The 23745-nt window shown below is 37.1% G+C and carries 23 protein-coding genes and 1 pseudogene; 13 read left to right on the forward strand and 11 right to left on the reverse strand.

Annotation, left to right across the window (positions count from 1 at the left end; all coding sequences use genetic code 11):
- The first annotated feature begins 79 nt into the window (after positions 1-79).
- Together IQ237_RS17785 and IQ237_RS17790 are read left to right on the forward strand one after the other, a co-directional pair.
- Positions 80-379, forward strand: a complete 300-nt coding sequence (locus IQ237_RS17785; RefSeq protein ID WP_194057521.1) for a hypothetical protein — start codon at positions 80-82, stop codon at positions 377-379.
- Positions 376-774 (forward strand): DUF6516 family protein, encoded by a 399-nt coding sequence (locus tag IQ237_RS17790; RefSeq protein ID WP_194057522.1) that lies wholly within the window; start codon positions 376-378, stop codon positions 772-774. The genes IQ237_RS17785 and IQ237_RS17790 overlap by 4 nt, the downstream gene beginning before the upstream one ends.
- A gap of 612 nt (positions 775-1386) precedes the next feature.
- Here IQ237_RS17790 and cobS read toward each other — a convergent pair.
- Both cobS and IQ237_RS17800 read right to left on the reverse strand, forming a co-directional pair.
- Positions 1387-2151, reverse strand: a complete 765-nt coding sequence (gene cobS, locus IQ237_RS17795; protein ID WP_194057570.1) for an adenosylcobinamide-GDP ribazoletransferase — start codon at positions 2149-2151, stop codon at positions 1387-1389.
- Complete coding sequence (locus tag IQ237_RS17800) at positions 2144-2344, reverse strand: hypothetical protein (protein ID WP_194057523.1); 201 nt, start codon at positions 2342-2344, stop codon at positions 2144-2146. The genes cobS and IQ237_RS17800 overlap by 8 nt, the downstream gene beginning before the upstream one ends.
- A gap of 23 nt (positions 2345-2367) precedes the next feature.
- Between IQ237_RS17800 and IQ237_RS17805 the strand changes: the two genes are divergently transcribed.
- The 5 genes from IQ237_RS17805 (at position 2368) to psbM (ending at position 5134) form a co-directional block, all read left to right on the forward strand.
- Positions 2368-2820 carry a hypothetical protein gene (locus IQ237_RS17805; protein WP_096564911.1) on the forward strand — a complete coding sequence of 151 codons (453 nt, stop codon included), beginning with the start codon at positions 2368-2370 and terminating at the stop codon, positions 2818-2820.
- Positions 2821-3010: 190 nt separating this feature from the next.
- Entirely contained in the window at positions 3011-4135 is a 1125-nt protein-coding gene (gene tgt / locus IQ237_RS17810) for a tRNA guanosine(34) transglycosylase Tgt (protein ID WP_194057524.1), read from the forward strand.
- 144 nt (positions 4136-4279) lie between these two features.
- On the forward strand, positions 4280-4417 hold the full coding sequence (locus IQ237_RS17815; RefSeq protein ID WP_006195022.1) for a photosystem II reaction center protein K: 138 nt from the start codon (positions 4280-4282) through the stop codon (positions 4415-4417).
- A 181-nt stretch (positions 4418-4598) separates the two neighbouring features.
- Complete coding sequence (locus IQ237_RS17820) at positions 4599-4895, forward strand: 2Fe-2S iron-sulfur cluster-binding protein (protein ID WP_096564917.1); 297 nt, start codon at positions 4599-4601, stop codon at positions 4893-4895.
- A gap of 125 nt (positions 4896-5020) precedes the next feature.
- Complete coding sequence (gene psbM, locus IQ237_RS17825; RefSeq protein ID WP_071985120.1) at positions 5021-5134, forward strand: photosystem II reaction center protein PsbM; 114 nt, start codon at positions 5021-5023, stop codon at positions 5132-5134.
- A 102-nt stretch (positions 5135-5236) separates the two neighbouring features.
- On the opposite strand, the gene IQ237_RS17830 is transcribed toward psbM, so the two are convergent.
- Entirely contained in the window at positions 5237-6088 is an 852-nt protein-coding gene (locus tag IQ237_RS17830; protein WP_194057525.1) for a universal stress protein, read from the reverse strand.
- Positions 6089-6855: 767 nt separating this feature from the next.
- Positions 6856-8961 (reverse strand): M3 family metallopeptidase, encoded by a 2106-nt coding sequence (locus tag IQ237_RS17835; protein WP_194057526.1) that lies wholly within the window; start codon positions 8959-8961, stop codon positions 6856-6858.
- Between the two features lie 239 nt (positions 8962-9200).
- Here IQ237_RS17835 and IQ237_RS17840 point away from each other — a divergent pair.
- Positions 9201-9448, forward strand: a pseudogene (locus IQ237_RS17840) (dienelactone hydrolase family protein); the annotation flags it as partial.
- A gap of 17 nt (positions 9449-9465) precedes the next feature.
- Here the strand turns inward: IQ237_RS17840 and IQ237_RS17845 are convergent.
- Positions 9466-9762 carry an acylphosphatase gene (locus tag IQ237_RS17845; protein ID WP_194057527.1) on the reverse strand — a complete coding sequence of 99 codons (297 nt, stop codon included), beginning with the start codon at positions 9760-9762 and terminating at the stop codon, positions 9466-9468.
- Between the two features lie 232 nt (positions 9763-9994).
- Here IQ237_RS17845 and IQ237_RS17850 point away from each other — a divergent pair, with 232 nt between their 5' ends.
- Together IQ237_RS17850 and IQ237_RS17855 are read left to right on the forward strand one after the other, a co-directional pair.
- Positions 9995-10372, forward strand: a complete 378-nt coding sequence (locus IQ237_RS17850) for a DUF1823 family protein (RefSeq protein WP_194057529.1) — start codon at positions 9995-9997, stop codon at positions 10370-10372.
- Positions 10373-11085: 713 nt separating this feature from the next.
- Positions 11086-12129 (forward strand): 3-deoxy-7-phosphoheptulonate synthase, encoded by a 1044-nt coding sequence (locus tag IQ237_RS17855; RefSeq protein WP_194057531.1) that lies wholly within the window; start codon positions 11086-11088, stop codon positions 12127-12129.
- Positions 12130-12234: 105 nt separating this feature from the next.
- Here the strand turns inward: IQ237_RS17855 and IQ237_RS17860 are convergent, their stop codons facing one another.
- Complete coding sequence (locus IQ237_RS17860) at positions 12235-14163, reverse strand: acetate--CoA ligase family protein (protein WP_194057533.1); 1929 nt, start codon at positions 14161-14163, stop codon at positions 12235-12237.
- Positions 14164-14552: 389 nt separating this feature from the next.
- Between IQ237_RS17860 and IQ237_RS17865 the strand changes: the two genes are divergently transcribed.
- Positions 14553-14756: a hypothetical protein gene (locus IQ237_RS17865; protein WP_187039130.1), complete on the forward strand. Its 204-nt coding sequence runs from the start codon at positions 14553-14555 to the stop codon at positions 14754-14756.
- Between the two features lie 58 nt (positions 14757-14814).
- On the opposite strand, the gene hetI is transcribed toward IQ237_RS17865, so the two are convergent.
- Together hetI and IQ237_RS17875 are read right to left on the reverse strand one after the other, a co-directional pair.
- Positions 14815-15534 carry a 4'-phosphopantetheinyl transferase HetI gene (gene hetI / locus IQ237_RS17870; RefSeq protein WP_194057535.1) on the reverse strand — a complete coding sequence of 240 codons (720 nt, stop codon included), beginning with the start codon at positions 15532-15534 and terminating at the stop codon, positions 14815-14817.
- A 181-nt stretch (positions 15535-15715) separates the two neighbouring features.
- Positions 15716-16789, reverse strand: coding sequence for a YheT family hydrolase (locus IQ237_RS17875; RefSeq protein ID WP_194057537.1), 1074 nt, complete (start codon positions 16787-16789; stop codon positions 15716-15718).
- A gap of 156 nt (positions 16790-16945) precedes the next feature.
- Here IQ237_RS17875 and IQ237_RS17880 point away from each other — a divergent pair, with 156 nt between their 5' ends.
- Complete coding sequence (locus IQ237_RS17880; protein ID WP_137667941.1) at positions 16946-17689, forward strand: response regulator transcription factor; 744 nt, start codon at positions 16946-16948, stop codon at positions 17687-17689.
- A gap of 108 nt (positions 17690-17797) precedes the next feature.
- Here the strand turns inward: IQ237_RS17880 and IQ237_RS17885 are convergent, their stop codons facing one another.
- The 3 genes from IQ237_RS17885 to IQ237_RS17895 all read right to left on the reverse strand — a co-directional run bounded on the left by IQ237_RS17885 (position 17798) and on the right by IQ237_RS17895 (position 19636).
- Positions 17798-18274 carry a PPC domain-containing protein gene (locus IQ237_RS17885; protein WP_194057539.1) on the reverse strand — a complete coding sequence of 159 codons (477 nt, stop codon included), beginning with the start codon at positions 18272-18274 and terminating at the stop codon, positions 17798-17800.
- Positions 18275-18354: 80 nt separating this feature from the next.
- Positions 18355-19020, reverse strand: coding sequence for a ComF family protein (locus IQ237_RS17890; protein ID WP_194057541.1), 666 nt, complete (start codon positions 19018-19020; stop codon positions 18355-18357).
- Between the two features lie 133 nt (positions 19021-19153).
- On the reverse strand, positions 19154-19636 hold the full coding sequence (locus tag IQ237_RS17895; protein ID WP_194057543.1) for a GNAT family N-acetyltransferase: 483 nt from the start codon (positions 19634-19636) through the stop codon (positions 19154-19156).
- Positions 19637-19964: 328 nt separating this feature from the next.
- Between IQ237_RS17895 and smc the strand changes: the two genes are divergently transcribed.
- The gene (gene smc, locus IQ237_RS17900) at positions 19965-23603 is read left to right on the forward strand and encodes a chromosome segregation protein SMC (RefSeq protein ID WP_194057545.1); all 3639 of its coding nucleotides are present in this window, start codon (positions 19965-19967) and stop codon (positions 23601-23603) included.
- Positions 23604-23745 lie beyond the last annotated feature (142 nt).

The raw sequence follows: 23745 nt of genomic DNA on the forward strand, positions 1-23745 counted from the left end.
TCCTTGTAATTGAATTGTGGTATTTATTGCCTTGAATATTGTATTATAAAGAAAAATCTCACTCAAGGCAGATATAATTATGAATACATTAGAAAAATTAGAATTGTTGAGTGAAAACTGTAGCGACAATACAGAATTAGATAGAATTATTGGACAACTTTTAAATTTAATTTTAACCCGTTATCATCAAAAACTCGCTATATATAACTTAGATATAGATAAATTTGAGAAAAAATATCAACTCACCTCTGAACAATTTTTAGAACAATTTAACTCAGGAAATTTAGGAGATGAAATGGATTTTTTTGAGTGGTTTGGCTTATGCGAACTACGCAAAGATATTTTACAAAAAATCCATAAATTAGAGCAAGCTTTATGAAAAATGTTAGAAATGCCGATGACTATTTGGCATTGATAAAATCTGTAATTGCACTTTGTCCAGAAGTTCTAAATGTAACGATTATTCGAGAAGAATCACAAACTGATAAAGGACTATGGCGTTATCGTCTGACATTAAAAAATGGTAGCTTTTTAGAAATGTTTGAATTCTTTCAAATAGCATTAGGACAAGTAGAAACAATTAAATATAGTTTTCATTGGCAAACTGAAAATAGAGAACTAATAAAACGTTGGGATAACGCACCCCATCATCCTGAAATTTCCACCTACCCCCATCATGTACATGATGGTTCTGAAGATTCCGTTTTTCCGTATGTACCTGTTGATATTGAAGAAATTTTAAGACAAATTTCTGAACTCATAAAATCTCAATAAGACTGTTTAATATAAATGTCCCAAGCAATAATAGAATATCAAAAATCTTTTCTGACCTTATCATTAATCTCCTGCTCACTACAACTATTATAGCAAAATTCAGATTTACTTCATCCCCTGCTAATTACCACTTTTCATGAAATCTGTCAACCGTACAAATCTATTCTTTGTTTCATTCCCTCGTTTCCAGTTCCATTCACCCCGAAAATTGGTTGCAGACAAAGGTTATTTTTTGTAAAGTTGTGTAAACCGATTTTTGCTCTAACTTCTTAAACTCAGATATATCAAGGGTCTTAATATTAAGTTTTATCAAAATTGCAAAATTGCATATAAAAGCTCAATTATGAAATTTGAGAAAATTATAGCAGAAGGCTGAAAGTATTGCAAGTCCGTAAGTAAATAAAAAAGATTCTCAATAAAATTTTAAGAAATGTTAAGAGAAAATCCCGTTAAGTTAGGAATATCAAATCTAAAATCACTATATTCATAAAATAGAATTATCATTCGTCTCAAAATCAGCATTTAAACGAGAAGGAATAACACTCATTAGTAAAGGTTAAGATTTGATTTTATCTACCTAAATATTACATGATGAGTTTTACAAATTACCAATTACCAATTACCCAAAAAAGTCATCACACACAAAAACAAAGCCTCAGTCCATTCAACCACCCCACCGTAAGTATCTCCAGTGTGTCCACCCAGCTTATAGTTAAACCAAGCAGGGACCAAAAGAGCGATCGCACTACCCCCCAACACCATAAATACAGATAACAATAGATTTTGGGAATTAACAACCCAAACTAAAATACTCAAACCCAACAACAAAAACCAACTCGGTAAAATATCTGCATAAGAAAGAATTGCCTGTTTATGAAAAGCACCCTTACCAGTGGGTTTAAGATAGGGATATCGCAAAATAGCCACTTGTTGTCCCCAACGTCCCCAACCACAGGCCGCCATTAAGATTAAATAACGGTTTTCCGAAATATCCATTAAAGCTGAGGTTTTCAACAACAAAATAGAGATCGCTACCATTGCTCCAAAAGCACCAGTAGCACTATCAGCCATTACCTGTAAACTCTTTTCAGGATCACCTACTGCTAACCCATCAGCAGTATCCATTGCACCATCTAAATGTAAACCACCCGTAATTGCGATCCAGGTGACAACCACCAAAGCAGTCCGAGTTAATACGGGGATATGTAAGTAATTAAAAATGAAATCTAATAAACCTAACATTCCCCCGATCATCAAACCCACAACCGGAGCAAAAACCGCAACCTTGCTAAAATTCAAGCCTGAGATGTAGGGCATAGGGATAGATGTGTAAAATATAATAGAGGCTATTACCTGTAATAATTTATTTTTAACCACTTGCCATAGTTGAAAAATATATACCATAGCGAAAACTCAACTTCAAATGGGGAATAAAAACTGACTGTAAAAAGTTATAGGAAATTGGGTATTTTCCATAGACGATCGCTATGTAAAGTTGATATTTTGGAAATATAGGGTTTTGTCCAGTGAAAAAGCTAGGCATTGACTTTTCATCTGTGTTGTCACTCACCTTCCCTCAATCGCTAATACTCTATGAGTTATCATCTACCCAATATCAAAATACCAGCCCCGTGTATTGTTAACACCGGCGTAATTGTAAATAAACTCGACATCCGCAGACTCTTAACAGATTTAGGTCGAGTTCACTACATCTACAGCCAAGAGAACAAGCTACTGAGTGAAGGTGATGGGGATGTGATGGAAGTATTTGCCCATCCGCAAAGGTCTACAATAGTTGCTAACAACGCTCTGTATCTGAATATAGATAGTTTTGACTATCTAGAACTACAACAATCACCTGAACAAGAAACATACTTTGATTTATTCCAAGAAGAGTTTTGTTTGCGTCTGATTCCACTCTCTACACCTTTACAAGAAAGATGCGATCGCCAATTCAACGCAGGTGCAATAGAAGCAATGATGGATCAGGTACTATCGGCTCGATGGGATGCGGAAATTGATGACGATTGCTCTGATTGTTTCTAACTCCAAAATATAATATACCCACAGCAACGATACTATATAGCAGGGTCTAACCCCCCAATTTTGGGAAGATGGGGTGATGGGAAGATGGAAAGATCGAAAGATGGGGAGTTTAATAAACCAGTCACCAATTACCAATTACCCATTACCAATAACCAATCACCAATCACCAATCACCAATCACCAATCACTAATGTCCAATTTCTCTTTTCAACTTCTCGCTACCTGTAGTCAAACCAAAGCCAGAGTCGGTGTGTTTTCTACCCCTCATGGTATTGTGGAAACTCCCAGATTTATGCCTGTGGGAACATTGGCAACTGTAAAAACTATTACCCCTGCTCAACTCCAGGATACAGGGGCGCAAATGGTTTTATCTAATACCTATCATTTGCACCTGCAACCAGGAGAAAATATTGTTGCTGGTGGTGGTGGACTGCATAAGTTCATGGGCTGGAATGGTCCAATGCTCACAGATTCGGGCGGTTTTCAGGTTTTCAGTTTAAGCGAAATGCGAAAAATTACAGAAGAAGGTGTAACTTTTCGTTCGCCCCATGATGGACAAATTATTAAACTAACCCCAGAACATTCCATAGAAATACAGAATACTCTGGGTGCTGATGTGATCATGGCGTTTGATGAATGTCCACCCTATCCCGCTACTCGTCAAGAGGTGGAAGCAGCGACAGATCGGACTTATCGCTGGTTAGAACGGTGTATAGCAGCACATCAAAGAACTGATCAAGCTTTGTTTCCCATTGTTCAAGGTGGTGTATATTTAGATTTACGCGCCCGTGCGGCTACAGAGTTGGCTAAGTTGGATATGCCTGGTTTTGCTATTGGTGGGGTAAGCGTAGGTGAACCACCGGAGTTAATGGCACAGATAGTTAAAGCGACAACACCTTTGTTACCAGCAAATAAACCCCGGTATTTGATGGGTGTGGGAACTTATAAAGAAATGGCCATTGCGATCGCTTCTGGTATAGATTTATTTGATTGTGTGATTCCTACCCGATGGGCAAGACATGGAACAGCGATAGTCAACGGTGAAAGATGGAATCTGAAAAATGCTAAGTTTCGGGAAGATTTTACACCATTAGATGAAACTTGCCCATGTTATGCTTGCACAAATTTCACCCGTGCTTATATTTCCCATTTGGTGCGATCGCAAGAAATCTTAGCTTATACATTATTAAGTATTCACAACATCACCGAATTGATCCGCTTTACCCAAAAAATCAGAGAATCAATTTTAAGCGATCGCTTCGTTCAAGACTTCGGACACTGGCTACAAGAAGAAGAGGTGACAGGTGACAGGTGACAGGTGACAGGAGGCAGGGGAAGCAGGGGAAGATTAGTAACCCAATCACCAATCACCAATCACCAATTACCAATTACCAAACCATGTTAATATACTTCTCAAATATGAAAGCTGTGTTGGATTATTAGGTGGATAGAAAAAAACATGGAAGCAGCACTTTTATTAGCAAAACTGCCCGAAGCGTACCAAATTTTTGATCCTTTGGTAGATGTACTCCCAGTTATTCCTGTATTCTTCCTGTTGCTTGCTTTTGTTTGGCAAGCTGCTGTTGGTTTCAGGTAAATACATCTGGCTTTAATTTTTTGGACAGGGATCGTACACCTGTCCTATTTTTTCAAGATTTATTTTTAATAAACTTTGTATTTTTTAATGTTTTGCAATAAATTCACCCAATTAAGTAAAATATTGTAACAAGCACTAACTAAAAATTAACAAAAATTTACCACTCACCCAGGAAACAACTATGGGAAATATTAAGTTTGTCAACGAGAATAAAGAAGTAATTGCGGCTGATGGTGCAAACCTGCGGCTCAAAGCAATGGAAAATGGGATTGATATTTATAAATTTTGGGGAAAAATGACCAACTGCGGTGGTTATGGACAATGTGCCACCTGTATTGTGGAAGTAGTAGAAGGGCTGGAAAACCTCTCACCCCGTACTGATGTAGAAAAGCGCAAATTTAAGAACAAACCAGATAACTATCGTCTTGCGTGCCAAACCCTAGTTAACGGACCTGTTAGCGTAGTTACTAAACCTTAAATACTGACTGACTCAAAAATCTAAAATCCAAAATCCAAAATCTAAAATCAGGAATAACTCTGTCAAGTATGATGCTATTCTAAAATTGTTGACTGAAAATCAATTTAAAGAGAGGCTATCTTGCCATGCAAGTTAATGACCTGGGCTTTGTAGCAAGTATCTTATTTGTGCTTGTTCCTGCCGTATTTTTAATAATTCTTTACATCCAAACTGCCAGCCGCGAAGGTGGTAAAAACTAACAGTTTGGTAATTGGTAATTGGTAATTGGTAATTGGTAATTGGTAATTAGATTATTCATCTTCCCAGTCACCAGTCACCAGTCACCAGTCACCAGTCCCTATTTATGCAACAGTTCTAGCTAACAATACTGGGCAAGTAGCATTAACACGCACATAGTCAGATAAAGAAGCGCCAACAAGTCGATCCAAATCTACAAAACTCTTAGCAATAGATGGCCGACGATCTGGAGAACCTAACAACAATAAGTCTACATTGAGTTCTTCTGCTAAACGACAAATTTCTTCACCTGGTTTACCACTACTGGTTACACAACGCACAGAAACACCTTGTCTTTCTGCTGCTGTTACAGCATCTCCCAACACTGTATCTCTTTCTGGTTTAATATCAGTAATACCTGATAATTTACCGCCCAAGTCTGTATTGATATTAGCCAAAATTAACTGAGCACCTGTGACATCTCTCAGCAAAAATAAAGCTAACTTCAAGCAATTTTGTGCTGCATCAGAGTTGTCCATCGCCACAAAAACGCGCTTGATTCTTTTGACATAAATGTCATCTTTAACCAGCAACATGGGACGAGAAGACAATTGGAAAACATACTGACTGACAGAGTTAGCTAAAATTGATTGCAGTCGTTTAAGTCCTCGTGAACCCATAACAATCAAGTCAGCTTCCATTTCATCAGCAACTTGACAAACAACATCTTTAGGATCTCCTTGTCGCAAAACTGAAGATACTTGACTGGGATCAAAGTTCAAAGACTGAATCGCATTAGCCAGAATCTTACCACCTTCTTCCCATTTTTCTGTCATTGCCGCAGCCGTACTTTGTGGGGGTACAACGTGCAAAACTGTAACTTTCGCAGCTTGGATAGATGGCATTTCTTTCAATGTCTTCATCATTTCTTCTGCGTGTCCTAGTCCAGAGACAGCCAGCAAAATTTTTTGTATCATGTTCCGTAGTTTTTGTTAAGGTTTCTTGAGGTTGCGCTGTTAGTACCGAGCATCAGAACTGATGTTCTCAATTTATCTGAAAAACCTAGTTAGCAAATGAACGCAAATAAATTTTAGTTATTAGTTATTAGTCTTGAGTTATTAGTCTTGAGTCATTACAACCAAAACTTACCAATGAGCAAAAAACTAACAAAACTTTAAGTTTGTTTGCGTTTAGTTACTGAAAATTGCCATCAGGTTTTTGATAGATTCAGCATACTCTCAATTTAGCCTAATTAACTTTACGAAATATGATGTTATTTATTATTTTTAATCTATATTCATTTTTGTTAATTAGAAATTAGTAAAGAAATACCAAGAGAATGAAATAATGAAATTCTGATTATATTACACCAGATTGCAGATAAATGAGGTACAGAATCTAAATTGAAACCTATACACTAAGCCAGTTTGACTCCTGACTCCTGATGTAACTTTTCTGAGGAGCTATTCCTAAGCTGACAATTTTATCGTCAAAATATAATTATTTTGAATTATGTTGAAAAACATTTACATAAGTGAGTTAAGAAAAATAATGCTTTCATTTTTTTAGTTAAACTGTATAAGTACCCAAGCCAAATTAATTTAACATATTGAGTGAAAACAAAAGTCTTTGTATTCCTTACTTCCTGTTCCCTGTTCCCTCTCCTAACTATAAAATTTATTTTGCACAAAGAAAGATATTGGGAATGTTGGGTTTCCTTACGTCAACCCAACCATAGAATCTTTTAGGTAGCAGCCAACAAACCATTATGCTTAAGTAAAGCAGTTGTTTTTGGTTCCCGACCCCGGAAAGCTTTAAAAATTTCCATTGGGTGCATACTACCACCCATAGCTAAGATCGTATCTCGATAGAGCCTACCAGTATCATGTATTGCCACTTCATCTTCTAAACCCGTTTCTTCAAAAGCAGCAAAAGCATCAGCACTCAGAACTTCTGCCCATTTGTAGCTATAGTATCCAGCCGCATAGCCGCCTTCAAAGATGTGACCGAAAGCACATAAAAAAGCATCTTCAGGCAATGGTGGTAAAACAGTAGTAGTTTTGGCAATTCGTTCACGTACATCTATGGGAGTTTCATCACCACCAGGACAATAGCGGTAATGTAGTTCCATGTCCACACTGCTGAGGTGAATTTGCCGCAACATCGCCGAACCACTCATGTAATTACGGGCTGCTAACAGCTTTTGATAATAATGCTCTGGTAATGGTTCACCTGTTTCGTAGTGTTTAGCCATACTGAATAAGGTGGGACGGTCATAACACCAATTTTCCATAAATTGGCTAGGTAATTCTATTGCATCCCACTCCACATTATTAATACCTGCTGCGCCAGTATAATCAACCTTGGTGAGCATATGGTGTAAACCATGTCCAAACTCGTGGAACAAAGTTTCCACTTCATCAAAAGTCATCAAACTTGGTTTATTATCCACTGGGGGAGTTTGGTTACAAATCAAATAAGCTACTGGTAAGCGGGTGCTAGTTATACCTCGTTCCGTGATTTTGCTGCGATGAATGCAAGCATCCATCCAAGCACCACCACGTTTTTCAGCAGGACGAATGTAGGGATCGAGATAAAAGTAAGCAATGGCAGTACCATTTTTATCAAAAATTTGGAAATAACGGACATCCTCATGCCAAACTGGAGCTTGACCATCAGCAGGTGTCACAGTCACACCAAATAGTCGTTTAATTAGTCCAAATAAGCCATCTAAGACTTGGGGAAGGGGAAAATAAGGACGTAATTCCTCTTCAGTAAAAGCAAATTTGGCTTCTCTTTGACGTTCAGCCCAAAAACTGATATCCCAATGTTGCAAATCTTCCGCTTCTGCTGCTTTCTGAGATTTAGCAAAATCTTTGAGTGCTTCTAAATCTTTAACAGCAGCATCATAACTAGCTTGACGCAGTTCTTCTAACAGCTTTTCCACGGCTGGGACATTTTTCGCCATTTTACTAGCTAAACTCAGTTCGGCAAAATTTTCAAAGCCCAGTAACTCTGCCAATTCTTGCCGTAACTGTAAAATTCTTTCAATGAGAGGGTTGTTATTTAATTCCCCAGAGGAAGCACGGGTAATATAAGCTTTGTATAATTTTTCCCGTAAATCCCGACGGGTGCTGTGTTGCATGAAGGGAAAATAACTGGGAAAATCTAATGTGATGTGCCAAGGTCCCTTTTCTGGGGTGGCCTGTTCTTCCCCGGCAATGCGAGCCGCCTGAGCAGCTAAACTGATTAAGCTACTGGGTAAACCGTCAATTTCTGCTTTGGTTGTTAAAACTAGACTAAAGGCTGAGGTAGCATCCAAAAGATTATTAGCAAAATCTGTAGCCAGTTCTGCTAATTGCATTTGAATCACATTAAAACGTTCTCGTGCTTCTCCTTCCAAACCCACACCAGATAATTTTGCATCTCGAATTGCTGCTTCTACAATGCGTTGCTGGGCAGATTCTAAGGTTTCCCAGGTATCACTGGCACGGAGGGCTTTAAAAGCCTTGTAAATCGGTTTGCTTTGACCAAGGGTGTTAATAAAGTGTACTACTTGTGGCTGAACCTTTTGATATGCTATACGTAAATCAGGGCTATTTTTGACACCCATTAAATGGTTGAGTATACCCCAACTCCAGTACAGCTTTTCTGTTAACTTTTCTAGAGGTTCTACTAAACCAGTCCATGTAGGCTCTACATTAGTTTCTAATATAGCTAGTTGTTGTTGCAATTCTGTTAACAGATGTTTAAAAGCAGGTTCTACTTGCTCTGGTGTAATATCTGCAAATGGCGGTAAACCTCTGCCTTGGAGTAGGGGGTTTTGAGAAATAATAGCAGTTGCACTCATGGTTTTATGTTAGTAGCCGATCAATAGGCAGAACAACAATGACTTTTATTTATATAACTAATAATGTAACGTAACTACACAATTTAGCCTTGCTAGAATGGCATTCTTATAAATTTCTCAAAATCAGCCAGAAAGGAGAAGCAAAATTTTCCCAGTATATAGATAATGCATAACTAGGTTTTTTTCATGATTTTACAGTGATAATTTACCATAATCAGTGTTTTAGTATTTACAAAGTCATGAAAATTCTGCTTTCTGTTTTGTTTACACCTGTGGTTGTATTGCTGACTTATATGGATGTATTAGCAGCAATTAAAACCAAACAAATTGAATATAACAAGAAAAGACAGTTTTAAAAGGTTATTTGTCTTATTATGACTCGCTAAAGAGTAAGCATCCAGGTGTGTTGGTGGTTCATGAATGGAATGGTTTGCAGTCTTATGCTAAACAACGAACTGAGCATTTAGCAAAGCTGGGTTATGTAGCTACTGTTAATAATAGCAGCTAACGCCTCACTTCAAAGCCCCGCAAACCTTCTGGGTGTTCATACTCAACTATAACTTCCTTTACCATTGCCGCAGGTGGTCCTGCATGACACCAACGCACCATTTCCTCTACAATTTCTTTAGCACCCTCAAAAACTGCTTCCACTCGACTATCTGGGAGATTTCGCACCCAACCAGTTAACCCCAACTGGGTAGCAGTATCTACAGTGGCGTAACGATACCCCACACTTTGAACTCTGCCAGTAATGAAGACATGGGCGCGGATTAGTTTTGGTAATGGTGCTGTAGATTGCATAAAAAAGTCTGGTTTCAGGAGACAGTAAGCAGAAATTAACAGTTTCTAGTATTTTACGATTTCAGGTTTACTTTTTAATCTGCAACTTTGTTGATACAGTTGGGTTTCTCGGTTGTCACTGATAAATCTTTAATTTCACCACTAAAACGCTAAAATCTTCTAGGTTACTGACTGAGTTTACAACTGACAACTGACAACTGACAACAAATCACGGACAAAATTAAAATTGCTTATGTTTAACTTGCCACCACTCAATAAAGAAACAATTTGGGATATTATCAACGATAAAATTGATGATGATACCGTTAACCAATTGGTATGGTATCACTTGGGTTATCGTTATGATGCTAACACTGGAAAATGGGATACTAGCCAAGTAGCACCAGAATGGGTTGCTGAATATCCAGAACCTGGTAATTTTATTGAGTCTCGCCCAGCAACAATGAAATTAACTCGTTCTATTCCCCAAGAGAATAAACAACTGCTCAAACAAAAACTAGGTTTTAAAGGTTACAAAATCGGAGAATTTGGTCCTCGGCAAACTCGCAGGGCAACTATGGCGGGTTGGTTATTAAGTTATATGATGATCACTACTGGTAAAATTGAATAATATGATATTTGGTGATTGGTGATTGGTGATTGGTGATTGGTGATTGGTGATTGGTGATTGAGAAAAATCAACCAGTTACCAAATCTTAATTTTGATATAATTGATTTTTAATGAATTTTCCTAGCATCTGGTCTACAAAAAATATACATAAACAATATACATAAACAATATACATACGACTTACGCAAAACAGAACGAAAGTAGGGGTAATTCATGAATTACCCCTACCCAGGAATCAGGTTTTCACTCAAATCTTGCGTAAGTCCTAACACATAAACAATATACATAAACATAGATTTTTTCCTAAAAATCTGCTTTTTTATAGATTCATGTTTTTTGATTTTTATGTATTGTTGAAATAGATCACAATAATGCACGTAATTACTTAAGGGTAATTAGTGATTAGTCAAGTCTCATCAAATCTAACTAATTTTTCAGGTTTTCATTTTTCTGAGAACTAATTACTATTTTTCTCAATACTGGATATTCTGAATACTGGATATCCTGACTTCTCTATTATAGATACAGCATCTCAATTAAAAGATAGACAGACCGAAAGAGCGTTTTACTCCTGACTCCTGTAGGGGCAACCAGGGGGGGTTGCCCCTACTCCTGACTCCTGACTCCTAATGTATCTTGTATTTTTCCTGAAAAATGTGTATAGTATTCCTTTACACAATACAGCGCATTACACAAGTTTAGAGTTTTACACCATGATCAACAAATTAATTAACACTAATATTAAGAGTTCGCACGTTTTATTAACTCCTAATCAAGTTAAAGAAAAATTGCCTTTAACTAAATCTGCTGAACATACAATTTTGCAATTCAGACAGGAAATAGAACATATTCTTGATTTTAAAGATAGCAGAAAATTCATTGTAGTTGGTCCTTGTTCTATTCATGATCCTAAAGCGGCGATAGAATATGCTGAAAAATTAAAAGATTTAGCAGAGAAAGTGCATGATAAATTGTTATTGATCATGCGGGTTTATTTTGAAAAACCTAGAACTACTGTAGGTTGGAAAGGATTAATTAACGATCCCGATATGGATGATTCTTTCCATGTAGAAAGAGGGATTTTAATTGCTCGGAGTTTATTATTAAAATTGGCAGAATTAGGATTACCAACAGCAACGGAAGCACTTGATCCGATTATTCCTCAATATATCAGTGAATTGGTTTGTTGGTCAGCAATTGGAGCGAGAACAACTGAATCACAAACTCACCGCGAAATGGCCAGTGGTCTTTCCATGCCGGTGGGTTTTAAAAATGGTACAGATGGTAATATTAATGTGGCTTTGAATGCTCTCAAATCAGCGCAAACTCCACATAATTTTTTAGGAATTAACCAAAAAGGACAGGTGAGTGTATTTCAAACAAGAGGTAATTCTCATGGTCATGTAATTTTGCGGGGTGGAAGTCAGCCTAATTATGATCCGGAAAATGTGAAATTGGTAGAGGAACAATTAAAAGCCGCAGGTTTACCACCAAGAATAGTAATTGATTGCAGTCATGGTAACACAAATAAAGATTATAGATTGCAACCTGCGGTGTTAGAAAATATAATTCAGCAAATAGTTGCTGGTAATAATTCAATTTTGGGAATGATGCTGGAGTCAAATTTATATGAAGGTAATCAACCAATTACAGGAAAACGGGAAGAATTACAATATGGTGTTTCAGTAACTGACAAATGTATTAGTTGGGAAGAAACAGAAAGAATTATTTTGGCTGCTCATGCCAAACTCAAGTAAAGTCAGGAGTCAGGAGAATTTTAGATTTTAGATTTTAGATTTTAGATTGGCTTCATGAAATACAATCCAAAATCCAAAATCCAAAATCCAAAATTTTATCCCCAGTCACTTGTCACCTACTATAGTAATTTTTTGTTCAATTGCTGGTAGATAAACATTCAAAAAATCTGTTTCTACGTCTAACATTAAATCTTCGCTTGCTCCTTTATGTCGAATAGAAACATTGTTGTCTTTCTTAATGATCACAATCGAACCATCTATGGCATCTCTTAATAATATCATTTCTGTTTCTGTGGGATTATCCAACACCACAATATTACTACCTTTGTAAACCATTCCTTCTGATTCTAGAGTATCTTCTGCGTATTCAGCAATTAATAAATCAAGCTGAGGATGACGCAACAAAGTTTGTATATTGCGATTGTATTCTTGACTCCAAAATTTTTGGCAATGATTGATAAATATTCCCTCACGACACACAGCACCTATTTTCATTTGTGGATGTTGTAAAAGAATCTGATCAATTATTGCTTGTAATTCAAATACAGTAATTTTATTAAACGTAATAATTGGTATTCTGGCATCTTGAGCAGATGGAAAAAAGGTTGATAAAAGATGTGCAGGAACATCAACACTTGCACCAATAGCGGGGTTAAGGTGCATAAAAATACCTGGTGCAGCGTTAATTTCTAAGATGGCAAAATTACTATTTTTCCAAGAGTGGGAAATATTTTTAGTAATCACATCAATGCCTAAACAAGTAAGGCGAAAATTTTGGGCGATTTCTTCTGCTAAGATAATATTATCAGGATGAATTTTATGGGTGGCATTAATGCTGATACCACCGGATGAGATATTAGCAACTTTGGAAAGATAAATAATGCGATCGCGTTCAATTATACTATCCACATCTAATCTTTGTTCATATAAATATCGTTCTATCGCTTCATCAATGACAATTTTACTCATGGATGATGTGGGTGTATCTCTCCGTTCTGGTTTGCGATTTTCTTTTTTAATTAATTCTCTAATTGTTGAATATCCATTACCCACAACCGATGGTGGGCGACGTTCTGTAGCAGCGACAAATTTACCATTGACACACAATAAACGAAAATCTCTTCCTGAGATACTTTGCTCCACAATAATTCTAATTGATTCATCTTCGGGAATGGCTAATACTGCCAAATTATAAGCAGATTTCAATTTTCTAGAATCATTGATATTAGGAGTTACACCAATTCCTTTATGACCCACTACAGGTTTAATTGCCACTGGATAACCAATTTTTCTAGCTATATCTAACGCTTCTGTTTCTGAAGTGACAATATCACCCTTTGGCACGGGAAAACCCAATCTTTCTAAAAATTCCTTACAATCATCTTTGCGGGTAGTAAATTCAGAATCTAAATGACTATCAATATCAAAAGTTGTTGCTACTCCTCGTACTTGTTTTTTACCATAACCATATTGCATTAATCCTTCTTCCCATAAATAGCAAGTAGGAATACCTTGTTGATATGCAGCTTGCCATAAAGCATAAACTGTTGGTCCACCATAAACAGATTCTCGGAACTTATTTTGCAATTTAATTAACCGTTCCTCAAAGGGAAAATACTCATCTTTTGTAATACTTTCTAACCAGTCCCAAACCAAGTAAACTACTGCTCTTGCAGTGCCTTCATGTAATGCTTGAATGGCAATTCTTACATAGGAATGATATGCTGTGATACTCCAAAGATTCAGGTATAAACCTATATCTAATTTGCTCACTTCCGAGACAACACGAGCAAATAAATCAGCATATAATTGATATCTTTGCTCCGCTAAGTGGGGATAAAAATCACTGATAACGTCAATATAATCCTCTATCGGTAAAGGATCTTGAAATTCAGTCAAAGAAAAATCAAATACTAGCGCCCCTGTATCTAAACAAGGGTTGGGTCCAATATAATACTTGAAGTTAAAAATATCAAATACATCAGTTCTTCTGGCATTGATGCGGATGACATCGGTACTTTGCTCTTGAACCATTGATTTTCGATTTATTGACTATTTTTGAGGTTATTTAGCCAAGTTAAACTTACTCCTATTATGAATAAGATTCAGCTATCTCAGGGCATAATTTCCATTTAATTAAAGTTTCTGAAATCACGGTTGAGAGAATCAAGATAAAAATAATACCAAGGACAGATTTAATGAACTTGCTTTTTCAATAAAAGGAAAACAGGTAATTCACGGAAGCATCCCAATTTTGACAAAATGAATACAGCAACACTAAAAAATCTCTCACAATCTCTTATCTTTGTGTCCTTTGCGTCCTTTGCGGTTCAATCATATCAAGTCTTGTAGCATTTTATTTCCCTAGATCAAAATAAATTTACACATTTGGGATGCTCCCTAATTCACAAGATGTCTTAGTTATGAATAACACACATTCTGCTCTCAGAAATGAAGTTAGAGAACTGGCTGAAGAAGCATTTCACCGCAAGTTAATTTCAGGATATGGAGATGGGCAAAATATGAATGAATACCAAATTGTTTATCAAGGAAAACCTAGACATATATCTTTAGAACAAGCTCGGCTTTTTTTGATAGATTTGATTTATAGACACCAAATTCATTAAAGAGGGCAGGCAAGATGCCCACCCCACAAAATATAGCTCCCCCATTATGTTGATCTACCTATAATTGCCAAAATTGGAAATTACTGCCATTATTATCTACAACAACCGCAGCAGCAAAATTATCTGCTGGTATTAATTCTCTCAGTTGCCAATTTCCTGAAACCTTTAATTGAGCAGGTTCTGTAGGTGTTAATTCAATTCCGATTTGTTCTAATTGAATTAAACCATCTCCTGTGGCTTTTAAATAAGCTTCTTTACAAGTCCAGTAACGAAAAAATACTTGTTGTTTTTGTTCAGGTGTCAGTAATTTAATTATTTCATATTCTTGGGGTAAAAAGAAACGTTGAGCCAGATTTTCTAAATCAGACATTGGGCGAATATATTCTAAATCTACCCCAATTAATCGTTGATAACTTATACCACATAAACCCAAATCTTGCGAATGGGATAAATTAAAAAATATTCCTGAATCAGCAAACTTAGCTGCTAAAGTTGGTTTTCCCCGTTGTTGATAATCAAATTCTACTTGAGACGGTTCTACTCCTAAACAGCGTCCTAAAATATTACGCAGACTACCACGCCCAACAATAAAACGCTGTCGATGTTCTGGAAAATAAAACCGTTCTGCACGAGCAACTTCATCACTAGATAAAGTTTCTCTGAAAGATTGTATCTGTGATTCAGATTGCTGTAAGTTTATTTTCCAGATATGCACATCATCAGATGAAAATACTAATTTTTTAGGCGCAGGTAGCCAGTTTGAGAGAAAGTTATTCACAACTAATTCACAACTAATTCACAACTAAAAATTTTGGGTTCTAGATAATTAATTCTTCACAAAGTCAGGGATATTTGATCAAAACTATCTGATAAATATCAGCACTACATTGATGAAATAATAGGTTCTAAAACTCCGCTTTTGGAAGCGAAAATTTTTGGGACTGTATGATCAATACTCCTTATAATAACAGCTTCCTGTCTTCTGCCTCTTGCCTCCTGCCTTTATTAATTCCTATCCATTCTAAAATACGATTCCAAGCCCACCATTGATCAGGATCTTGGGATTGAATTTGACACTTTTTACTACTTATATAACCTACATGACCACCGTAGGATGTAAGTAACAAATCTATAGCAGGATTTTTGGCACTGGCAACTTTTAAATCATCAACAAGATCGGGATGAAATAAGGGATCATCAGCAGCATAAATAATTAAAGTTGGTTTTTGCAACAGAGGTAACAGATGTAAACCACTGCTGGCTTCATAATATTCTTCCACAGAACTAAAACCCAAGCGGCCAATGACAAGTTCTTCATCAAATCCCCAAATGCTATTTGCTCTTTCTATTGCTGCCGAATCAAAAGAATTATCATGAGTATGATGTAATTTCCATGCTAGTTTTTTTAATTCTCCAGCAATGCGGGATTCAACATATTTACCAAAGGGATGTGTGACTATATAAGTGAGCGATCGCAACGAATCTAAGCTTGGACAAATCACTGCCCCACCAACAATTTCTACATCTTTTAAATTGAAATCCGTAGCTGCTTTGATTCCCCAAAGCGCCAATTGTCCCCCTAAAGAATACCCTGTAAACCAACATTTTGGAGGACAACCCATTGCTACCGCTTGCTGGGCAATTTTGACAAAATCTTCCCCTTCATACAACCCATCAGAAGTTAAAGTTGGGGATAATTCTGCCGTTTTACCATGCGCCCGCCAATCAAAGAGAACCACAGCATAACCTTGAGAGTATGCTTTACGTCCCAACAATCTTAAAAACCATTGTTGTTCTAACTCTCCTGTAATACCATAAGTGCCAATAATTGTGCTATGGGCATTTTCGGGTATGGCAACCCAACCAAAAATTGGCACATCCTGCCCTCCTGTAAATACGACCTGCTGATAAAGTGGTTCTGGGTGTGAAATTGTGCTTTCCCAGTTATTTCCTGCCCATAAAGCAGTGTAAGCAGTCATGGCAGCACCATTTCGCAAGAAATAGGGCGGACTGTAGGTAGAGTTACACACCATATATTAATTTTCGTGTAAATTAGTAATGTTTTCACAATTTCTAATTTTAATATTTATGTTGGATTTTAAATCTTTTTTACAATCGAAAAAGTAATCTTTGTATCTCTCAAAGGTTCTTAATTTATCCTTAAATAAAGTAGTCATAATTTTTTAATAATGCCCAGGATTCTTGTCATAGATGATGACCCAGCGATTTCAGAACTTGTTGCCGTCAACTTGGAAATGGCTGGCTACGATGTTAGTCAAGCTGAAGATGGCATCAAAGGTCAGGCGCTGGCGCTCCAGTTACAACCCGACTTGATCATGCTTGATCTGATGTTGCCCAAAGTAGATGGTTTTACCATTTGCCAGCGTTTACGTCGGGATGATCGCACAGCTGAAATTCCGGTTTTAATGCTGACAGCATTAAACCAAACTCAATATAAAGTTGAGGGTTTCAATGCTGGCGCAGATGACTACTTGACCAAACCTTTTGAAGTAGAAGAAATGCTGGCACGAGTGCGGGCTTTGTTACGACGTACTGACCGCATTCCCCAAGCCGCAAAACACAGTGAAATTCTTAACTATGGTTCTCTTACCCTCGTTCCAGAAAGATTTGAGGCCATTTGGTTTGGTGAAACTGTAAAACTGACTCATTTAGAATTTGAGTTGCTTCATTGCTTGCTTCAGCGTCATGGACAAACAGTTTCTCCCAGTGAAATTCTGCGAGAAGTTTGGGGCTATGATCCTGATGATGATATTGAAACTATTCGGGTGCATATTCGCCACTTGAGAACTAAACTCGAACCAGATCCTCGCCATCCCTGCTACATTAAGACGGTATATGGTGCGGGATACTGTCTAGAGTTGCCCAGCGCACCACCATCAAGTGAGGGAACTACCGCTACATTAGTTGAGTGATATGGTGACTGGGGACTGGGAAACAAGGGAACAGGGAAGAAGTAAACTATTTTCTCCCCATCTCACTTGTCACCTGTCACCTGTCACCTGTCACCTTTCATCTATTCCCTACTTCACTGGTTGCAGTTTGGTTACTTTGAGTCTATAATTTCCCACTCCCGTTTCCCCAAAAGACCGGACACGAACAATATAATTTCCTGTTTCGGTGATGCGGGTAAACAGGAGAGAATTACTTGTACCATCAGGTCCATCATCATTTTCTGCCACCGTTGAACCATCAGGACCTAAAAGAGTAATAATAGTGTCAAAGTTCTCAGATGACAAATCAATGGCTAAATTATCACCTTTATTTAATTTGACTGTATAATCACGCGCAAACCCCCCTTGACCTGTGGGAATATCTGTAGCTGTTAATGTATCAGCAATTTCTGAACTACTATTTAAGGGAATGGGTTTATATAAATAATTTGTATTTGCATTATTCGTATTTTGAGCAAATACTGTATTTATACTGATTAAAATTGTCAGTATACTTACAGGAAAGATAATTATTTTTTTTAAACCCACTGCAAAAGCTTTGTTCATAAATGAAAACATTTCCCCCTCAAACACAGGGTATAATTTTGTTAATTATAGATTTATCACCCACAAGTTGCCCATTAACTCTAGGCTGATCTATCTTTACCCGTTGTGGCTACAGCCGCTACCCCCAATACAGAAATATGACCTTGATTAAGTGTATATACAGCAGATTTGACGGTTGCGCCAGTAGTATAAATATCATCCACTAATAGCACGGGTGCATCTGGACGACTCCGGCTAAAATCTGATCCTAAAGCAAAAGCATCTGCTAAATTTTGTTCTCTCTCTGCACCGGATACGCTAAACTGTGCTTTTGTGTCTTTAACTCTGGCTAATCCATTTGATTTTAATTTTAACCCAGTGATTTCACAAAATCCTTGGGCGATGATTTCAGCTTGATTAAAACCCCTTTCTTTCAGCTTTTTTGGGTGGAGAGGTATGGGTACAATTACAGGTTTTTTATTTTTTAATGTACAATTTAATATCCATGATTCTCCTAGATACTGACCCAATAACCGCCCCATTTCTGGCTGGTTTTCATATTTCATGACGGCGATCGCCCTTTTTAATGTTCCTCCATAACTCCCCCAACTAAAAACGGGTAAAGGTTCTTTCCATAAGACATTGGGGTTTTTCAAATGGCAGCTTTGTAATTGTTTAGTACAATATTGACAAAGTTGCTGTTTTGTGTTTCGCTGGCATATCGGGCAATTGTTTTGTAGGAATAAATTTAGTAAATTTTTCAACATAATGATTGGTAATTGGTAATTGGTGATACAATTTTGGATTTTGGATTTTGGATTATTTTTGTCAATTCCAATCTAAAATCTAAAATCTAAAATCTAAAATTTTCTTCCCCAGTCCCCAGTCCCCAGTCCCCAGTCACCTCAAGTATTTAACATACACAAGATCGCACCTTTTTGTTTCTACTCCTGTCGCGGGGATATAACCATTATTCTCATAAAGCTGCACAGCTTCTTTTAAAACGCTGGCTGTTTCTATCCAAATTTGTTTAAATCCGCGTTTTTCTATAGCTAATTCTAACTGCTGTAACAAATATTTCCCTAATCCTAAACCTCGAATTTCCGGCAAAAGGTACATTTTTCTAATTTCTACGGCGTTTTCTCCCCGTTTTATGGGATAATATGCTCCTGTACCTACTATTTTGTTTTGGTGTTCAATTACCCAAAATTCACCACCTGTTTCTAAGTAATATTCCTCAATTTCTAAAACGTCTCTGTCTGCTCCGTCTGCTTCCCATCCTAAGCCATATTCTGTTAAGACTGTATTAATTACGTTTGCTGCTGCTGTGCCATCGCTCTTTTGCCAGTCACGAATGATAAATTTTTGGTACAATAGTTTCATGTTGATTAGGGAATTAAGAGGAACGAACCGCAAAGTACGCAAAGTACACAAAGGAAGAAGGTTTCAGAGAGATTTTTTGTGTAAGAGGTGAGATTTAAAATCTAAGTTCAATATTAAGGTAAGTTGTTAGTATTTGAGAAGTTGTGAGATCCCCGACTTATTGAAGAAGTCGGGGATATGTGTATGATGTTTTTTAGGTTGAGTGATTTCTCAGAATCAATCTAAAATCCAAAATCTAAAATCTAAAATTCCTAAACTGTTGCAAATATTGAAAAATAATTGATACACTTGTTCCTTTATACCAGTTAAAAGTGAAGCAGCGCCCATAATGGTGCATATCAAGCGGGTTGAACTTACTAATTTTAAGTCTTTCGGTGGTACAACTTCTGTCCCTCTACTACCGGGTTGTACTGTCATTTCTGGTCCTAATGGTTCGGGAAAGTCAAATATTCTGGATGCGTTGCTGTTCTGCTTAGGACTCTCCAGTTCTAAGGGTATGCGTGCTGATAAGTTGCCGGATTTGGTTAATAATAATCAAGTCGCTAAGGGTCGTAATGCTATTGAGGCTATTGTAACTGTTACTTTTGATATTTCTGATATTGTCTCACGCAGAGGCGCAGAGTCGCAGAGTGAGGAAGGGGAGGAAGTTGAAGAAGTAGAAGAAAAAGAAAATGAAGAAAATCCAAAATCCAAAATCCAAAATCTAAAATCTGATGAGTGGAGTGTTACTCGACGTTTACGGGTTAACTCTCAGGGTGGTTATACTTCAAATTATTATATTAATGGTTCTTCTTGTACTTTGACTGAGTTACATGAGGAGTTGGAAAATTTAAGAATTTACCCTGAAGGTTATAATGTGGTTTTACAGGGTGATGTCACTAGCATTATTTCTATGAATGCTAAGGAGCGTCGAGAAATTATTGATGAGTTAGCTGGTGTTGCTGCGTTTGATAGAAAGATTAATCAAGCTAAGGGAACTTTGGATGAGGTTAAGGAAAAGGAGGATAGTTGTAAAATTATTGAAACTGAGTTAACTTTACAACGCGATCGCCTTTATCAAGATAAAATCAAGGCTGAAAAGTATCGTCAGCTAAAAAAGGAGTTTCAGGAAAAGCAATCTTGGGAATCTGTGTTATCATGGCGTTCTCTCCAAGCAAAGCAGGAAAAGTTGGTAGCAGATATTCAAGCTGGTGATGTTGCGTTTGCTCAAAATTCTGAAAGTTTAAATACTGTTAATCACAATATTATTGAAACTACTACTGCTCTTGATGAACTCAATGCGCGTGTAAAATCTTTGGGTGAAGATCAGCTTTTAGCGGTTCAGTCTACTTTTGCAACTCAAGAAGCGGAGCGCAAACAACTACAACGGCAACAGGGTGAGATAGAGTCTCATTTGCAAGAAACTATTAAACGATTAAACCAAACTCAACAAGAAATTCAAGATTATCAGGTTTCTCTCCAACAAAATCAACAACAATATAATTCAGAAAGTTTAAATTTAACGTCTTTACAAAATGAACGTAACCAGGTGCGGGAAAGTTTAGAATCATTCCGTCAAGTTGCGGCGGAAATTGCTAGTGCTTCGGAAGCTTGGGTACAACAACAAACAGCTTTAAGTCGGCAAATTGAAACTTTACTGCAAACTATTGAACCTCAAAGAACTGAGCAAGCACAACTGAGAGAAAGGAATTTTCAGCTACAAGAACTTATTACAGAAGAATCTCAAATTATTGCTACTTTAGAACCACAATTAGCCGAAAAACAAGCAGAATGCGAAAAATTAGAAGTTGAGTTTAACGGTTCTAGTACACCGATTCAAAATTTATCAGAGAATTTAGCAGCGACAGATCAGGAATTACAAATACAACAAGATACCCAAAAACGTTTATTACAAGAACAACGCGATAAACAACGTCAGTTAGATAAACTGGAAGCACAAACCCAAGCACAGCAAGAAGTCCAAGGAACTCAAGCAAGTAAATTAATTATTCAATCTGGTTTACCAGGTTTGTGTGGGTTGGTTGTTGATTTGGGTAAAGTTGACTCTCGTTATCATGCAGCTTTAGAAACTGCTGCGGGTGCAAGATTAGGTCATATTGTAGTTGAAGATGATCGGGTTGCTGCTGCGGGGATTGAATTATTAAAACAAAAACGCGCCGGTAGAGCAACTTTTTTACCTTTGAATAAAATCAAAGCTCCTAAATTTACCCCTGACTTAACTTTGCGTTATGTTGACGGTTTTGTTGAATATGCGATGAATCTGGTAGAGTGCGAGCAGCGTTATCAAGAAGTTTTTAAGTATGTTTTTGGAAATACGGTAGTTTTCAGAACTTTGCAACAAGCGAGAACCCAAATCGGACTTTATCGCATTGTTACCTTAGATGGGGAGTTATTAGAAACTAGCGGTGCTATGACTGGGGGTAGTAATACGCAACGCTCAAGTTTAAAATTTGGCACTGGTGAACAAAAGGAATCTGAGGAAGTTGTCAATTTAAGGACGCGGTTAGGAGATATTGAACGAGTTTTAGAACGTTGTGCAGAAGCAATTAATACTTTATCTGCTCGTAGTAAACAGCTTTCTTTGGAATTAACAGAAACAAGACAAGGACGTAGGGAACAACAATTATATTTAGAACAGTTGAAGAAAGAGGTAAAAACCTTAAACGCACAGTTAGAAAATACCCGTTCTCAACTATCCCAAAATACTGAAAAATTCAATAATGCTCAAACTCGATTAGAAGTTTTAGATCGGGAATTACCGGAACAAGAAAATCAACTGCAACAATTAAGACATACTTTAGCTGAGTTGGAAGCTTCCCAAACTCCCAGCGAATGGCAAGAAATCCAAGCTACCATTAGAAGTCAAGAGCAGCAATTACAACAAAAAGAAACTGCTGTCAGGGAAGTAGAACAAAGATTGCAAAATCTGGAAAATCAAAAACAGCGTTTACAAGAGAAAGTCACAGAAGCAGAAGCAAAAGTTATTGAATATCAAAATGAAAAAGCTAATCTTGAAAGTCAACAGACAACAGTTAACAGTCAACTTGCAGAACTAAATACCCAAATTACCGCAATTCAAGCTAGTTTAAAAGAACTTGAGCAAAATTTAGGTGAAGAGAAAAAGAAACGAGATGCAACGGAACAGGAATTAAGAAGTTTAATTTTACGTCAGCAACAATTACAATGGGAAATTGAGAAGCTGCAACAAATCCAAGAAAAACGCCGAGAAGATTTAACCGCATTGCAAACGCAACTGCAAACCTTAGCCGCAGAATTACCCAACCCGTTACCAGAAGTACCGGATAAAGTTGATTTAGAAGAATTGCAGAAAGAATTACGCAGTTTAGGCAAACGCTTACAGGCAATGGAACCTGTAAATATGTTAGCTTTGACTGATTATGAAATAGTTGAAGGGCGTTTACAAGAACTAACGCAGAAATTACAAACCTTAGAAGGGGAAAGAACAGAATTATTATTAAGAATTGAGAATTTTACCACTTTACGTCAAACTGCATTTAAAGAAGCTTTCGATGCAGTTAATGAGAACTTTCAATCAATTTTTGCCACCCTATCCGATGGTGACGGTTATTTACAACTGGACAATGCAGAAGATCCTTTTAATAGTGGTTTAAACTTAGTTGCACATCCCAAAGGAAAACCCGTACAGCGTCTCGCTTCCATGTCTGGGGGAGAAAAATCATTAACAGCATTGAGTTTTATTTTTTCACTACAAAGATATCGTCCATCACCGTTTTATGCTTTTGATGAAGTTGATATGTTTTTAGATGGCGCAAATGTGGAAAGATTAGCGAAAATGATTCAAAAACAAGCACAACAAGCGCAGTTTATTGTTGTGAGTTTGCGTCGCCCGATGATAGAATCAGCACAGAGGACAATAGGGGTAACTCAGGCTAGAGGTGCTTATACTCAGGTTTTGGGGATTAAGTTGAAAACATCTGATAATTAAAGCAGTCCGCAAGATTGCGTAAGATATATAATTGTGAGGCGATCGCTGTATAAAAAAGCATTAAATTGGACAATGTTGTGATATTTTGGTTTTAAGTTGGGGGCGATCGCTTATTGGTTGCCACTTACACCCTGACCAAATG

The organism is Sphaerospermopsis sp. LEGE 08334, from assembly GCF_015207205.1.
Classification (GTDB): domain Bacteria; phylum Cyanobacteriota; class Cyanobacteriia; order Cyanobacteriales; family Nostocaceae; genus Sphaerospermopsis.